Annotated in this window: 14 protein-coding genes; 5 read left to right on the top strand and 9 right to left on the bottom strand. The window is 69.2% G+C overall.

Annotated features, from left to right (window positions below):
* Positions 1–54 precede the first annotated feature (54 nt).
* Positions 55–492, top strand: a complete 438-nt coding sequence (locus tag QRN67_RS09890) for a glycerate kinase (RefSeq protein ID WP_285411622.1) — start codon at positions 55–57, stop codon at positions 490–492.
* 6 nt (positions 493–498) lie between these two features.
* Here QRN67_RS09890 and QRN67_RS09885 read toward each other — a convergent pair whose 3' ends face one another.
* Positions 499–1,446 carry a LysR family transcriptional regulator gene (locus QRN67_RS09885; protein WP_285411621.1) on the bottom strand — a complete coding sequence of 316 codons (948 nt, stop codon included), beginning with the start codon at positions 1,444–1,446 and terminating at the stop codon, positions 499–501.
* A 192-nt stretch (positions 1,447–1,638) separates the two neighbouring features.
* Between QRN67_RS09885 and QRN67_RS09880 the strand changes: the two genes are divergently transcribed.
* Both QRN67_RS09880 and QRN67_RS09875 read left to right on the top strand, forming a co-directional pair.
* Positions 1,639–2,955 carry an MFS transporter gene (locus tag QRN67_RS09880; RefSeq protein WP_285411620.1) on the top strand — a complete coding sequence of 439 codons (1,317 nt, stop codon included), beginning with the start codon at positions 1,639–1,641 and terminating at the stop codon, positions 2,953–2,955.
* Between the two features lie 29 nt (positions 2,956–2,984).
* The gene (locus QRN67_RS09875; RefSeq protein WP_285411619.1) at positions 2,985–4,196 is read left to right on the top strand and encodes a M20 aminoacylase family protein; all 1,212 of its coding nucleotides are present in this window, start codon (positions 2,985–2,987) and stop codon (positions 4,194–4,196) included.
* A 15-nt stretch (positions 4,197–4,211) separates the two neighbouring features.
* Here the strand turns inward: QRN67_RS09875 and QRN67_RS09870 are convergent, their stop codons facing one another.
* The gene (locus QRN67_RS09870) at positions 4,212–5,228 is read right to left on the bottom strand and encodes a recombination-associated protein RdgC (RefSeq protein ID WP_106936092.1); all 1,017 of its coding nucleotides are present in this window, start codon (positions 5,226–5,228) and stop codon (positions 4,212–4,214) included.
* A 118-nt stretch (positions 5,229–5,346) separates the two neighbouring features.
* Here QRN67_RS09870 and QRN67_RS09865 point away from each other — a divergent pair, with 118 nt between their 5' ends.
* Together QRN67_RS09865 and QRN67_RS09860 are read left to right on the top strand one after the other, a co-directional pair.
* Complete coding sequence (locus tag QRN67_RS09865) at positions 5,347–6,300, top strand: branched-chain amino acid transaminase (RefSeq protein WP_081270013.1); 954 nt, start codon at positions 5,347–5,349, stop codon at positions 6,298–6,300.
* Between the two features lie 8 nt (positions 6,301–6,308).
* A complete protein-coding gene (locus QRN67_RS09860; RefSeq protein WP_081270012.1) occupies positions 6,309–6,518 on the top strand; it encodes a zinc-finger domain-containing protein in 210 nt (69 codons plus the stop codon).
* 22 nt (positions 6,519–6,540) lie between these two features.
* On the opposite strand, the gene QRN67_RS09855 is transcribed toward QRN67_RS09860, so the two are convergent.
* The 7 genes from QRN67_RS09855 to QRN67_RS09825 form a co-directional block, all read right to left on the bottom strand.
* Positions 6,541–7,794 (bottom strand): O-antigen ligase family protein, encoded by a 1,254-nt coding sequence (locus tag QRN67_RS09855; protein ID WP_285411618.1) that lies wholly within the window; start codon positions 7,792–7,794, stop codon positions 6,541–6,543.
* A gap of 71 nt (positions 7,795–7,865) precedes the next feature.
* Complete coding sequence (locus QRN67_RS09850) at positions 7,866–9,065, bottom strand: ATP-binding protein (RefSeq protein ID WP_081270009.1); 1,200 nt, start codon at positions 9,063–9,065, stop codon at positions 7,866–7,868.
* Positions 9,066–9,075: 10 nt separating this feature from the next.
* Positions 9,076–9,798, bottom strand: a complete 723-nt coding sequence (locus QRN67_RS09845; protein WP_081270008.1) for a response regulator — start codon at positions 9,796–9,798, stop codon at positions 9,076–9,078.
* Positions 9,799–9,851: 53 nt separating this feature from the next.
* Complete coding sequence (locus QRN67_RS09840) at positions 9,852–11,504, bottom strand: NAD(P)/FAD-dependent oxidoreductase (RefSeq protein WP_285411617.1); 1,653 nt, start codon at positions 11,502–11,504, stop codon at positions 9,852–9,854.
* 2 nt (positions 11,505–11,506) lie between these two features.
* Entirely contained in the window at positions 11,507–12,349 is an 843-nt protein-coding gene (locus QRN67_RS09835) for a beta-ketoacyl synthase chain length factor (protein WP_106936087.1), read from the bottom strand.
* Positions 12,346–13,554 (bottom strand): beta-ketoacyl-[acyl-carrier-protein] synthase family protein, encoded by a 1,209-nt coding sequence (locus tag QRN67_RS09830; RefSeq protein WP_285411616.1) that lies wholly within the window; start codon positions 13,552–13,554, stop codon positions 12,346–12,348. The genes QRN67_RS09835 and QRN67_RS09830 overlap by 4 nt, the downstream gene beginning before the upstream one ends.
* 121 nt (positions 13,555–13,675) lie before the next feature.
* Entirely contained in the window at positions 13,676–15,043 is a 1,368-nt protein-coding gene (locus QRN67_RS09825; protein WP_285411615.1) for an AmpG family muropeptide MFS transporter, read from the bottom strand.
* Between the last annotated feature and the right edge of the window lie 23 nt (positions 15,044–15,066).

Below are 15,066 nucleotides of genomic sequence, written 5' to 3'. Positions count from 1 at the left end.
CCGTGCGGCGCGGGCTGAGGCCTTTTGCCCGACACCCCCGGCCGGGCGGCGACAATGCGCGCCATGAATTTCAAGAAATTTCTGGTGCCCGTGGGCGCCATCGTCGTTCTCGGGCTGGCCTGGCGCAGCGGTGGCTGGGGCGGTGTCGCCCTGGCCGGCGGCGCGATCGTGATGTTCCTGCTGCTGCACTTCAACCGCGCGATGCAGGTGCTCAAGCGTGCGGCCGAACGGCCGGTGGGTTACGTCGGCAGCGCGGTGATGCTCAATGCCAAGCTCAAGCCGAACGTGACGCTGATGCACGTCATTGCCATGACCCGCGCCCTCGGCGAACTGCGCTCGCCCAAGGACACGCAGCCCGAGGTGTACCGCTGGACCGACGGCGGCGGCTCGTACGTGGATGCGGTGTTCAACGACGGCAAGCTGCAGAGCTGGACCATGACGCGGCCCGAGAACCCGGTCGACGGGGAAGACGGCGCCACTCCCGCGGCCTGAACACGCCTAAGTCCCCGCGCCGCCCTTGCGACTGGGCTGCCGCCACGGGGGATTGGCCTTGGCGTGGTGGCGCGCTTCCTTCACGAATTCGGCGCACACGTGCGTCATGAGGTCTGCCGATCGGTAGACCAGGAACACCTCGAAGTCCGGCACCTCGTCGGTGATCGGCAGCTTCTCGAGCAGGCCGGGCTGCAGCCGCAGCGGCCCGGCGCCGTGGAACACGAAGTCCGACCACATGCTGATCAGGTCGGTCTGCGTGGCCAACTGCAGCCCCAGCAGGTTCGATGCGCTGTGCACCATGCGCCGGGGCATCTGCAGCCCGTGCATGTTCATCATGCTCACCAGCGGACTGCCGGCGTCGTCGATCGGGTCCAGCACCAGCCAGTCGGCGTCCACCAGCGGCTGCAGCCGGCGCACGCGCCGCAGCGGGTGGCCGGCGCGCACCGACAGGTGCATCGCCACCGAGAACAGCGGCTCCCACTGGAAGGCGCCGGTGCCCGGCCCGTTGCAGGTGGAGATCAGCCCCAGGTCGAGCCGGCCCTCGCGCAGGCCCTCGAAGATCTGCTGCGGGCGCAGCTCGAAGCCGCGCATCGTCACGTTGGGAAAGCGCTGGCGGAACGACGCCATCGCGTCGGGCAGCGGCCCGCTCGACGCCACCGCGGTGAAGCCGATGTGCAGCTGTCCCTCGTCGTGCCCGCGGATCGCCTCGATGTCTTCCAGCGCATGCCGCAGCTCCTGCTCGACCAGGCTCGCGCGCTTGACCAGCGCCACGCCGTAGGGCGTGAGGCTCACGCCGCGCGTGGAGCGCGACATCAGCGTCACGCCCAGTTCGCGCTCCAGCTCGGAGATGGCCTTCGACAGCGCCGGCTGCGTGGTGTGCAGGCTGCGCGACGCCTCGTGGATGCTGCCGTGCTGCGCCACCGCCAGCAAAACGCGCAACTGTTGCAGCTTCATCGTGGTGCCGGTCTCATGGAAAAGTGCGTCTTGGTGGTTGTCCCGATGGCTTCTCGTGCCTGTTTATGACGGGGATGCCATTTGGTTATCAGCATGAAAATTTGTGATTCTTTGCCAGGGCGCTTTGCCTGAATACTCCGCCGCCAAGGGGCCGGTCCGACCCCCAGCAACCTGTTCGTGGAGTGACATTAGATGAGCGAAGCCGCATTGCCCGCAAGCCCGATCCGGGCCCCTTCACCGGCCACCGCTGCGCAAGGCACGGGAAAAAAGCAGAGCCAGTTCCGCCTGATCGCCGCCTGCTCGCTGGGCAACGCGCTGGAGATGTACGACTTCACCGTCTACAGCTTCTTCGCGCTGCTGATCGGCAAATTGTTCTTCCCCTCCGACAGCCCCTACGGCTCGCTGCTGCTGGCCGTGGCCACCTTCGGCATCGGCTTCGTGATGCGCCCGCTGGGCGGCGTGATCATCGGCAACTACGCCGACCGCAAGGGCCGCAAGGCAGCGATGACGCTGACCATCGGCCTCATGGTGATCGGCACGCTGTGCATCGCGCTGGCGCCCAGCTATGCCTCGGCCGGCGTGTTCGGCTCGCTGATGATCGTGGCGGGCCGCCTGCTGCAGGGCTTCTCGCTCGGCGGCGAAGTGGGCGCGGCCACCTCGATGCTGATGGAGGCCGGCGGCGTGAAGGGCCGGGGCTTCCGCGTCAGCTGGCAGCTCGCGAGCCAGGGCGTGTCGGCGCTGCTGGGCGCGCTCACCGGCGCGGCGCTGTATGCGGCGCTGCCGCAGGCGTCGCTCGAGAGCTGGGGCTGGCGCCTGCCGTTCCTGCTCGGCCTGCTGATCGCGCCGGTGGGGCTGTATATCCGCTCGCAGCTGGAGGAAACGCACGTTGCCGAAAGCCACGAGTCCAGCCCCATCGGGCGGCTGCTGCGCAACCACGGCGGCCTGGTGCTCAAGGGCATCCTGGCCACCACGGCGGGCACGGCGACGATGTACCTGGTGGTGTTCTTCATGCCCACCTACATGATCCGCGTGCTGCACATGCCGCCGTCGCTGTCGCTGCTGTCGGGGTGCGTCACCGGCATCACGCTGTTCGTGGTGTCGCTGGTGGCGGGGCGGCTGGCCGACCGGCTGCCGGCGCGCAAGCCGCTGGTCGTCGGCTCGCTGCTGTTCAGCGTGGTCGCGGTGTACCCCGCGTTCTGGCTGATCAGCCACTACCCGAGCGTGCCGCTGGTGCTGTGCCTGTCGGCGCTGCTGACCGCGAGCGTGAACATCGGCACCACGCCCATGTTCCTCATGCTGCTGGAGATGCTGCCGGCCGGCGTGCGCGCCAGCGGCATCTCGGTGGTCTACAGCATCGGCGTGACGGTGTTCGGCGGCTCGTCGCAGTTCATCGTGACCTGGCTGCTCGCGAGCACCGGCAGCCCGATGGCGCCGGCCTTCTACATGATGGCCTGCGGGCTGCTGAGCCTCGGCGCGCTGCTGAGCCTGCGCGAGCACAAGGCCGATTGACCCTCCCCACGAACAACGACTTCCATCACATGACACGCGAACTCAGCCCCCAGACCACCAGGCTGCTGTCCCGGCTGCTGCCGCAGGCCGATGTCGACACGCAGGCCTTCGTCGACATCCGCCGCCGGATCCACGCCAACCCGGAGCTCGGCTTCGAGGTGAGCGCCACCAGCGAACTGGTGGCCAACCTGCTGCGCAGCTGGGGCTACGAGGTGCACACGGGCATCGGCAAGACCGGCATCGTGGCGCAGCTCAGGCTCGGCAGCGGCACGCGCCGCCTCGGCATCCGCGCCGACATGGACGCGCTGCCCATCGTCGAGGCCACGGGCCTGCCGTATGCGAGCCGCAACCCCGGCCGCATGCACGCCTGCGGGCACGACGGCCACACGGCCATCCTGCTGGCCGCGGCCAAGGCGCTGGCGGCGGCGCGCAGCTTCGACGGCACGCTGAACCTGATCTTCCAGCCCGACGAGGAAAACCTCTGCGGCGCGCGCGCGATGATCGAGGACGGCCTGTTCGAGCGCTTCCCCTGCGATGCGGTGTACGCACTGCACAACGCGCCCGGCGTGCCGGTGGGCACGGTGCTGGCGGTGGAAGGCCCGGTCACGCTGTCGTCCGACGTGGCCGACGTCACCATCAAGGGCGTGGGCGGGCACGGTGCCATGCCGCATCGCGCGCGCGACCCGGTCGCCGCCGCCGCGGCGGTGGTGACGGCGCTGCAGACGGTGGTGGCGCGCAACGTGGCGCCCGACGACACGGCGGTGGTCTCGGTCGGCTTCATCCGCGGCGGCGCCACGCACAACGTGATCCCGCAATCCGTATCGCTGGGCCTGAACGTGCGCGCGGCGCGGCCCGAGACGCGCGCGCTGGTCGAGCAGCGCATCCGCGAGATCGTGAGCCTCACCGCGCAGGCGCACGGCGTGGAGGCCGAGATCGACTACCGCCAGCTGGTGCCGCCGGTGGTCAACACCGCGGCCGAGACGCGGCTGATGGCGCAGGTGTGCACCGAGATCGTGGGCGAGGCGAACGTGCTCACGCAGGTGCCCCGCGGCTTCGCGGGCAGCGAGGACTTCGCCTGGATGCTCGCCGCGCTGCCGGGCTGCTACTTCATGCTCGGCAACGGGGAGGGCGAGTTCGGGGGCTGCATGGTGCACAACCCCGGCTACGACTTCAACGACCAGGTGCTGCCGCTGGGAGCCGCCTGCTGGGTGCGCCTCGCGCAGACTTACCTGGTCGCCTGAGCTTTCCGCGCCGCGTCAGAAGGGCGCGTCTTCTTCCTCTGCGGAGTCTGCTGCGTCTGCCGGTGCCGTCGTGGCGGGCGCTGCTGCAGGCGCGGTTGCAGGCTTCACCGTGTCGTCCGGCGGCGCGGCCGAGAACGCGGCCTCGCCGCCCAGCGCATCGAGCAGCGCCGGCACCAGCTGGCCCAGCTCGCCCGTGGCGATGGCCACGTCGGCGTCGAAGTTGTCTTCCTTCTTGCCGCCGGCGGCGCCGTCGCCCGTGCCTTCGAGGAAGGTGATCTTGCGGATCAGCAGCCCGTGCGTGAGCTCAAAGGACACGCGGTCGTCCCAGGTCAGCGCGAGCCGCGTGGGGCGCTTGCCGTCGGTGATGTGCTGCTTGACTTCGTCGATGTCCAGCGGGTGCTTGGCGTAGCGCACCACGGCCTTGGAGTCGTCGGAGGCCTTGAGCTCGCACTCGCGGTCGATGGTGAAGCCGGCCGGCGGCTCCTGCGTCAGCAGCCAGTTGGCCATGGCCGCGGCCGGCTCGATCTGCGTGTTGATGAGGGCCACCGCGAAGCCGTCGAGCGACTTCACGAGGCTGGTGACGACCTCGTCGGCGCGCGATGCATTGCCGCTGTTGATGACCAGACGGTTCTCCGCCTTGTCGATCCACACCGTCACGCGCGCGCTGCGGGTGAAGGCCATCGGCAGCAGCTCGAGCGTGATGTCTTCCTTCAGCTCTTTCTTTTCCTTCTTGCCGGGCTTGCGGCCGGTGGTGGCCTCGATGTGGGCGCAGCGCTCGTCGAGCTTGCGGCGCACCACGGAGCCGGGCACCTGCTTGCTCTCGATCATGTATTCGACCAGCCACTGGCCGTCGATGGATTCGACCAGCGGGCCGTTGGCTTCGCCGCGGGGCTCGACCCAGCCGGCGGACTTTTCCTGCGAGGGGCCGCAGGGCACGAAGCGCTGCTTTCCTAGCCCTTCTTCCGCCTCGGCCAGTGTTTGGGACCAGGCAGGTTCGATGCGATAGACGATGACGTTCTTGAATACGGACACGGAAACCCTTTTTCCACTGGTTTGGACAACCAACCATTGTCGGGCACCCCGTTCTGGAGGGCGCCTTAAAATCGAAAGCTTTTGCGACTTCCCCTATCGCTCCCAAAGGAATCAGGAAATGAGCTCGATCCCCCCCTCGCTGGACGACCGTGACGGCAAGATCTGGATGGACGGCGAACTCGTGGACTGGCGCGACGCCAAGATCCACGTGCTGAGCCACACGCTGCACTACGGTTGCGGCGCCTTCGAGGGCGTGCGCGCCTACAAGACGGCGGACGGCGGCACGGCCATCTTCCGCCTGGCCGAGCACACCGAGCGGCTGTTCAACAGCGCCAAGATCCTGCGCATGAAGATCCCGTTCACGCAGGAACAGCTCAACGAGGCCCAGAAACAGGTGGTTCGCGAGAACAAGCTCGAGAGCTGCTACCTGCGCCCCCTCATCTGGATCGGCTCCGAGAAGCTGGGCGTGAGCCCCAAGGGCAACAAGATCCACGCCATGGTCGCGGCCTGGTCCTGGGGCGCCTACCTGGGCGAAGAAGGCATGAAGCGCGGCATCCGCGTGAAGACCTCCAGCTACACCCGCCACCACGTCAACATCACGATGACGCAGGCCAAGACGGTGAGCAACTACACCAACTCGATCCTGGCCAACATGGAAGCCCTGGACGACGGCTACGACGAAGCGCTGCTGCTCGACGCGAGCGGCTTCGTGTCGGAAGGCGCGGGCGAGAACATCTTCGTGGTCAAGGGCGGCGTGGTGTACACGCCCGACCTGTCGGCCGGCGCGCTCAACGGCATCACCCGCAACACCATCCTGCACGTGTGCAAGGACCTGGGCCTCGAGCTGGTGCAAAAGCGCATCACGCGCGACGAGGTCTACATCGCCGACGAGGCCTTCTTCACCGGCACCGCCGCTGAAGTCACGCCCATCCGCGAACTCGACCGCGTCGAGATCGGCAACCGCGGCGACGGCGGCGCCCGTGGCCCGATCACCGAGAAAATCCAGTCTGCCTTCTTCGACATCGTGAACGGCAAGAACCCCAAGTACGCCCACTGGCTCACGAAAGTCTGAAAGAAACCATGTCCACCAATGCAGTCGTCGAACTCCTGGCCAAGGAGCTCAATCATCAGGGCGGTGTTTTCTGCCCCAGCCCCAAGGCCGACATGAAGCTCTGGAACAGTCACCCGAAGGTCTACCTCGACGTGGCGCGCACCGGCGAAGCCAAGTGCCCGTACTGCGGCACGGTGTATCGCCTGAAAGCCGGCGAAACGGTGTCGGCGCGGCACTGAGCCGGGCCTGCACCGCCGCTCTTCAGCCAGCCTGAGGGGCGGTTTCTTTCTCGCGGCGCCAGGGCAGCAAGCCGCGCCACGGATCCGGGTCCTGCCTTTCCTGCGCAAGCCGCAGGTAGACCATCGCGATCCACAGCAGCGCCAGGCCGATCTGCGCGTCGCGCAGCGCCGAGTTGACGCTCGACGCGATCAGCGCGATGAGCGTGGCGCCCAGCGCGTAGCGGCCGGCCATGTCCGGCCGTTTCCACGCCTGCCACACGGCCGCCATCATGATGACCAGCAGGCTCAGCAGCGCGGGCACGCCGCCTTGCGCGCCCACCCAGAGGAAGTCGTTGTGCGGCATGTTCGAATCGGCGAAGAGCGCGGGGCCGCGCTTGTGCCACTGCTCGGTCCAGCCGCCGATGCCCCAGCCCGCGAGCGGGCGGTCGGCGATCATGAGGCCGGTGTCCCGGTACATGTAGTAGCGGATGACCCAGCTGCCCTTGAAGACGGCGCCGGCCTGCGCCTCTTCGAGTTCCTGCACGCCGGTCTCGACCTTCTTCTGCAGCTGCGGCAGCTGGTAGAGCCCGGCGCCGAGCACCACGGTGCCGAGCACCAGCGCGCCCACCAGCATCTTCAGGTGGTTGCGCCACTGGTGGACGCACACCGCCGGAATCACCAGCAGCAGCGCGAGCACCGAGGTGCGCGAGGTCAGCGGCAAGGCCACCACCAGCCCCAGCCCGAGCACCAGCACGAACGCGGGAATGGCGCGCAGCGGCCGGTGCGCCGCGATCTGCGCGATGCCCCAGACCGCCGCCGTGGAGGCCACCACGCTGAACAGCAGCGCGTTGCTGATCGACTTGTTGCCCACTTCCATGACCACCGCGCGCAGCGGCAACCAGATGTGGAAGCCGCCCACCGCATAGAAGAAGATGACCAGCAGCACGTTGAGCGCCGCGATCAGCAGGAAGCCGCGCAGCGCCCAGAGGGCTTCCTCGCGCGTGAGCGCCATGGCCATCAGCATCGTCACGCCGATGCGCAGCCCGTGGAACAGGTTGGAGGGTGTTTCGGGGTAGTGCGGCCTGATGGCCAGCACGATCAGCATCCAGGCCAGGTAGGCCATGACCGGCCACCACAGCGGATTGGCGCGAAGCCGCGCCAGGCGCTCCCGCCCTCCGCCGGCCACCAGCATGGTGGCGAGCAGCAGCAAGGCCGATAGATAGGTGACGCCGACCGGCATGAACACCACCAGCCCCCAGAACATGGCCGCGGGCCGAACGATGTGCGATCTCTGCATAGGGGCGGGATTTTAGGTGGCCCCCGCCAGCCGAGCCTGACTTCGCCCCGGCCGTGCCGGGCTCAATGGATTCAGTGCCCGCGCGCTGTGGTGGGCAGGCGGATGACGAAGCTCGCGCCGCCGCCCGGGCGGTCTTCGCAGCGCACCGTGCCGCCGTGCCGCTCGGCGATCGACTTCACCAGCGACAGCCCCAGCCCGACGCCGCCGTTGCGCTCGCTGGCGCCGGGCAGCCGGTAGAAGGGCTCGAAGATGCGTTCGCGCAGCGCGGCCGGCACGCCCGGGCCGCGGTCGTTGACGCGCACCGTGGCAAAGCCGTCGGCGCTGCCCAGCTCCACCGCGATTTCGCCGGCGCCGTAACGGCGGGCGTTTTCCAGCAGGTTGCGGATGGCGCGGCGCAGCAGGCGCGACACGCCCGGCACCGTCAGGTTCGCGTTGTCGGTGCCTTCGGCCAGGTCGAGCTCGGCATTCACCTGCGCGCATTCCTCGGCCGCCAGGCCGGTCAGGTCCACCGGCTCGATGGTGCCCATGTCGGCCTCGCTGGCGTCGAGCCTGCTGGCCAGCAGGATCTCGTCGATGAGCTGGTCGAGCTCGCCGATGTTGCGCGAGATCTCCTCGCGCGCCGTGGCGCTCGGGCGCTCGCCCATCAGCTCCAGGCCCATGCGGATGCGGGTGAGCGGCGAACGCAGCTCGTGCGAGGCGTTGGCCAGCAGCGACTTGTGCGAACGCACCAGCTGTTCGATGCGCTCGGCCGACGCGTTGAATCGTTTGGAGAGATCAGCCACTTCGTCCTGCCCTTCTTCGGTCACACGCACCGAGAGATCGCCTTCACCCCACCGCTGCACGCCGCGCTGCAGCGATTCCAGCCGCTGCGTGATGCGCCGCACGATCGGGTAGACGCCCAGCGCCACCGCCACCCCCACCAGCGCGATCATCCAGCCCAGCCCGAAGGGCGTGCGCCACGGCGCGAAGCCGGATGCGCCCGTCGGCCGCTCGCGCGGCGCCACGCGCAGCGTGATGTCCTTGCCGTCGCTGAGCGTCACGTCGAACTCCAAACCCTGGCCCGGCACGCGCAGCGCGGTGCCGGTGCCGATCTTCCGGTCCTGCGCGTCGAGCACGATCACTTCGCGCGGCACGGGTGCCAGCCGTTCGCGCTCGGCCTGTGCCGCTTCGCGCACGATCCAGTTGGCCATCAGCGTGAGGATGACGACGCCGCCCACCACCGCGAGCCATATGCGCACGTAGAGGTGGCGGGAATAAAGGCTGCGCAGCATCTATTGCCGCTCAGTCTTGCTGCTTGGCGAATACGTAGCCCACGCCGCGCACAGTGAGGATGCGCTTCGGGTTCTTGGCATCGACCTCGATGGCCGCGCGGATGCGGCCCATGTGCACGTCGATGGAACGGTCGAAGGCTTCCAGCTCGCGGCCGCGCACGGCTTCCATGATCTGGTCGCGCGTGAGCACGCGGCCTGCGCGCTCGGCCATGGCCACCAGCAGGTCGAACTGGTAAGAGGTGAGGTCGGCCAGCGCGCCGGCCACCGACACGGTGCGCGCGTTGCGGTCGATTTCCAGCGTGCCGAAGCGCATCACGGTGGACACCTCGGCCTCGGTGGCGTTCTCGCTGCGCCGGCGCAGCACCGCGCGGATGCGCGCCAGCAGCTCGCGCGGCTCGAAGGGCTTGGGCAGGTAGTCGTCGGCGCCGATCTCCAGGCCGATGATGCGGTCCATGGGGTCGCCCTTGGCCGTCAGCATCAGCACCGACACCTTGGAGATGGGCCCGGGCAGCGCGCGGATGCGGCGGCAGACCTCCAGGCCGTCGGTGTCGGGCAGCATCAGGTCGAGGATCACGAGGTCGGGCGCGTGCTGCTGCAACTGCTCCAGGCCCGTGGCGCCGTCGCCTGCGTGGTTGAAGCCGAAACCCGACTGCGTCAGGTATTCGCCCACCATGTGTGCCAGGCGGGTGTCGTCTTCGATCATCAGGAGTTGGGGGGTGCTCATGCGCTTCATGGTCGTCCACGGGCGGCAAGCAGGCTTGAACGCTCCGTAAAGTTGGGTAAACCTCAGCCGGCGGCGTCAACCGTATCGGCTTCGAAAAGCATGGCGGCGGCGTCGGCGCTCACGGGAGGGAGGCCGAGGTTCTCCTCCAGCAGCGCGGGCAGGGCGCCGGCGTCCACGCCGGGGTCGGCGGCGCGCGCGCGCGCCAGCACCTCGCCGGCCAGCTGCCGCAGCTGCGCGGTGGAGGCGCGGATGCGCGCGCGGAAGGCCGCGTCGTCCAGCGTGTCGCGCAGGCTGCGGTTGAGCTCGGCGAACCACGGCATCGCGGCCTGGTCGAGCATCACGGCCGGGTTGGCGCGCCGGCTGCTTGCCGACCAGCGGCGCATCAGCGCCTGCACCTCGAGGTTCAGCCGCTGGCAATGCTGCAGCTCGGCTTTCAGGCTGCCCAGCGCGTGCAGGTCGGTCAGGCGGTGCTGGAAGAAGATCTGCGACAGCACGCCCCAGTAGTAGGCGTAGTCCCAGATCACCTTCACCGGCAGCACCTCGGGGTCGCCGAACAGCGGGTACTGGTCCTGGTAGAGCGCCAGCGTGCTTTCGTAGAACGAGTGGTAGAGCTGGTCGTACAGCTGCGCGCGCTTGTCGATCGGGCGGCCCGCGCGGTCCTGCGCGATCAGGTCGGTGATGTAGGTGTTGCCGATGGCGATGAAGTCGCTGCCCGGCGAATAGAACGGGTCGAGGAACAGCCCCGCCTCGCCGGTCATTGCCCAGCGCTGGCGCCCCGAGAACACCTGCTTGCAGCCGTGCGAGAAGTGCTTGAGGAAGGCGAAGTCCTGCAGCAGGTGGCGCTTGCCGTCCAGCGCCTCGAACAGCCGCGGCTGGTAGGTGGCGAACCACGCCATCGCCTTGTCGAAGGTGTCGATGGTGTCCAGCGGGTGCAGCTTCGGGTCGGCCACGATGCCCACCGAGTGCGAGCCCGAGGCCAGCGGGATCAGCCAGGCCCAGTAGCCCGCGCCCACCAGGTGGTTGGTCGACAGCCAGCGCGCCTGCGGGTCGCAGCGCGTGCGCCAGGCTTCGTCGCCGCTCCATTCGTCGATGGCGATGCGCTCGCCGATGCGAAACCACACCGCGTTGACGTCGTGCGCGTTCGACTCGGCCAGGCCCAGCTTGCGCTTGAGCATGCCGGCGCGCCCGCAGGCGTCGATCACCCAGCGGGCCTGCGCGTGGTGCGTGTGCTCGCCGCGGGTCCATTCGATGCTGTGCGGCGTGGCCGGGTCGTCGGCCAGCGTGATGCGCCGCACCAGCGCGCCGTCCACGAATTGCACCCCGCGCCGCACGGCCTCCTCGGCCAGGAAGTTCTCGAAGATGCCGCGGTCGATCTGGTAGCTGGGCACCGACAGATAGCGGCTCGCGCCGATCTCGGTCACCTTGTCGATGTCGCTGCGGCCCTCGCTGAAGAAGAAGCGAAAGCCGAACTTGCGCAGCTGCTCGGCGTCCATGTGGGCCTTCAGGCCGAGCACCGTGTCGAAGTAGTGCGCGCCGATCTCCACCGACGACTCGCCCACCTTGTGCGCCGCGTGCGGCACCGGGTGCGCGCGGCGCTCCAGCACCAGCACGCGCAGGTCGGCAAAGCGCTGGCGCAGCTGCAGCGCCAGCGTGAGGCCCGCGAGCCCGCCCCCCATGATCACTGCGTCAAAAGTGTCGGGCGCAGTGTCGGTCATGGTCAGCTCCGGTCGATGGGCTGCAGCTGCAGCCGAAGTGAAAGGGTGGGGGACAGCGGCAGCGCCACCGGAGCGGGCGTGCCCGCGTCCAGCCGTGCCAGCGATTCGAAGAGGGTCAGCGCGTCGGCCATCGGGTTGATGCCGGCCAGCGATTTCGCCGCGTCCGACTGCGGCGGTGTGGCCTGCGTGGCGCTGCCGTCCAGCGACCACTGCAGCACCGCCACCGTGCGCTCGCTGGGCGCGGGCGCCAGCACCAGCGCCACCGCCAGCAGGCCGCGGCTGTCGGTCACCGAGGTGAGCGCGCCGACGGTGGGCGTGTCGTAGCCCACCAGCAGCACCGGCTCCTGGTCGGCCGCGCATTGCACCGCCGCCTCGAGCAGGCCCGAGGCGAAGCTGTGTTCGAAGGCCGACACCGCGTTGCTCGCCGCCATGCAGCCGGTGCCGATGGTCCAGTAGCCCACGGCCGCGTTGTGCACCGAGTTGTGGAACTTGGTGGGCGACAGCATCTTGGGGTCGGAGGCCAGCGTGCCGCACATGTAGTCGTTGATCGACAGGTCGCCGTGCGCCGAGGTGAACACGCAGGGCACGTCGGCCGCGTTGCGGCCCGCGCCGGCCATGGCGGCGGCGGCCACTTCGAGGGCCAGCGCCACCGTGTCGGGCGCGCGGCGCCGTTCGGCCGGCGCCAGCACCTGCGGCGCGGGGCGCTTGGCGGGCGGGTCGGCCAGCGCGCCTTCGCCGCGGAAAGCGGCGCGCGCGGCATCCCAGCCGGGCAGGGTGGGGGTCCAGAAGGCGGGGCCTTCGATGTACAGGGTCGGCGGCATGGTGGCGGTCGTGCTCGTGCTCATGCTGCCGCCGCCTTGCCGAACACCAGCGAGCAGTTGTTGCCGCCGAAGCCGAAGGAGTTGGACAGCGCGTAGCGCACCTCGCCGTGCGCCGGCTCGAGCTTGATCTGCGGACCGAAGCCCTCGTCCAGCGTGCGGGTGTTGACCGTGCCCGGCTTCAGGCCGCGCTCGATCGCCAGCAGGCTGATGACGGCCTCGACGATGCCCGCCGCGCCCAGCGTGTGGCCCATGAAGCCCTTGGTCGAGCTGGCGTGCGTGCCGGCCGGGAAGCGGCGCGCCACCAGCGCGCCCTCGACCTCGTCGTTCTTCTGGCTCGCGGTGCCGTGCATGTTGATGTAGTCGATGGTCTCGGGCGCGAGGCCGGCGCGCGCCAGCGCCTCGTCGAGCGCGCGCTCGGCGCCCAGGCCCTCGGGGTGCGGGGTGGACATGTGGTGCGCGTCGCTCGCCTCGCCGTAGCCCAGCAGGTGCAGCGGGGACGCATCGGCGCCCGCCTGCACGCGTTCCACCAGCGCGAAGCCCGCGGCCTCGCCCAGGCTGATGCCCTTGCGGCCGGCGTCGAAGGGCCGGCACGGTTCGCTCGACACCAGTTCGAGCGAATTGAAGCCGAACAGCACGCTGCCGCACAGCGTGTCCGCGCCGCCGACCACGGCCGCGTCGGCCAGGCCCAGGCGGATCATCCGCTCGGCCGAGGCGAACACCTTGGCGCTCGAAGAGCAGGCGGTGGAAATGGTTTCGCTCGGGCCGCTGATGCCCAGCACCTCCTGCACGAACAGGGCCATCGAATGCGGCGTGTGCACCGCGCTGCGGCGCTGGTCGGGCGGGAACATGCCTTCGGCGTCGAGCTGGGTGTAGGCCAGCTCGGTCTCGCCGATGCTCGCGGTCGAGGTGCCCAGGATCAGCGCGACGCGCGACGCGCCGTACTTTTCGCGCGCAGCCGCCACCGCCTCGATGAAGCCGTCGGCATGCAGGCCCAGCCAGGCGAGCCGGTTGTTGCGGCAGTCCCAATGGGCGAGCGACTCGGGCAGGCGGACTTCTTCCAGGCCGTCGACGCGGCCGATCCACGTGGGCAGCGGGTCGTCGCCGAAGTCGTTGGCGCGCAGGCCGCTGCGCGACTGCGCCAGCGCGTCAGCGAGCGCTTCCTTGCCGACGCCGACGGCCGAGGTCGCCGTGTAGGCGCTGATTTGAAGAGGGGGGATTCGGGACGGCACGATCTTTTGCGGGCTTGCTGACAACTGGAAACAACCAAGGGAAAAGGCGAATGTAAACGTGGAACAGCCTAACAGTAGCAGGCGCCGTGGCGCGTCGGCGGATTCCTATAAGGCCCGGGCCCTATTGACGCTCCGTGGGGCTCGTGATGATCGTGAGCCGCGAGGCCAGCGCCACCAGCACCAGCACCGGCACGCCCAGCAGCGCGGTGGCGACGAAGAAGTTGCTGTAGCCGTAGGCGTCGACGAAGGCACCCGAATAGCCGGCGATGAATTTCGGCAGCAGCAGCATGAGGGAGCTGAACAGCGCGTATTGCGTGGCCGAATAGCTGATGTTGGTGAGGCTCGACAGATAGGCGATGAAGGCCGCCGAGGCGATGCCGCCGGCCAGGTTGTCGGCCGACACCACCGCGATCAGCGCCGTGGTGTCGTGCCCGCGCGTCGCCAGCCAGGCGTAGAGCAGGTTGCTCGCGGCGCTGAGCACGGCGCCCATCATCAGCACCCGCATCACGCCCAGGCGCATCGACAGCACGCCGCCCACGAAGGCGCCCACCAGCGTCATGACCACGCCGTAGATCTTGCTGACCGTGGCCACCTCGTCCTTGGTGAAGCCCATGTCCACGTAGAACGGGTTGGCCATGATGCCCATCACCACGTCGCTGATGCGGTAGACGGCGATCAGCGAAAGGATCAGCACCGCGTGCCATTTGTAGCGGCCGATGAAATCGGCAAAGGGCTCGATCAGCGCGCTGCGCAGCCACTCGGCCGCGTTGCGGGCCTTGGGCAGCAGGCGCGGCACCGGCTCGGGCGACAGCAGCACCGTGAACACGCCGATCGCCATCGAAGCCGCCATCACCAGGTAGGCGGTCTTCCAGGCGCCGTCCTGGTAGGCGGCCGCGCCGGTGGCGGCCACCGCGGGCGCCACCTCGGCCCAGGCCGCGACCCACAGCACCCCGGCACCGGCCCAGATCATCGCCAGGCGGTAGCCCGTCTGGTAGGCGGCGGCCATCGCGGCCTGCTTGCGCGGCTCGGCCGATTCGATGCGGAAGGCGTCGAGCGCGATGTCCTGCGTGGCCGAGCCGAAGGCCACCAGCAGCGCGCACCAGATCAGCGGCGTCAGGCCCAGGCGCGGGTCGTTCATGGCCATGCCCACCAGCCCCGTGATGACCAGCCCCTGCGCCAGCAGCAGCCAGCCGCGCCGGCGCCCCAGCAGCGTGGTCAGCGGCGGCAGCGGCAGCCGGTCGACCAGCGGCGCCCAGACCCACTTGAAGCCGTAGGCCAGCCCGACCCAGCTCAGGTAGCCGATGGTGGTGCGGTCGATGCCGGCCTCGCGCAGGCGAAAGCTCAGCGTGCCCAGCACCAGCAGCAGCGGCAGCCCGGCCGAGAAGCCGAGCGCCAGCATGCGCAGCGTGGCGGGCTCCAGGTAGACCTTGAGGGCGTCGCGCCAGGGCGGGGAAGGGGGGGTGGGGGTTTCGGCAGGCGAGGCGGACATGTGCCCGGATTGTCCATGAGCGG

The organism is Variovorax sp. efr-133-TYG-130 (assembly GCF_030208835.1).
Taxonomy (GTDB): Bacteria; Pseudomonadota; Gammaproteobacteria; order Burkholderiales; family Burkholderiaceae_C; genus Variovorax.
Note: the sequence above shows the minus strand (reverse complement) of the source record. Positions and strands in the feature narration are given on the sequence as shown.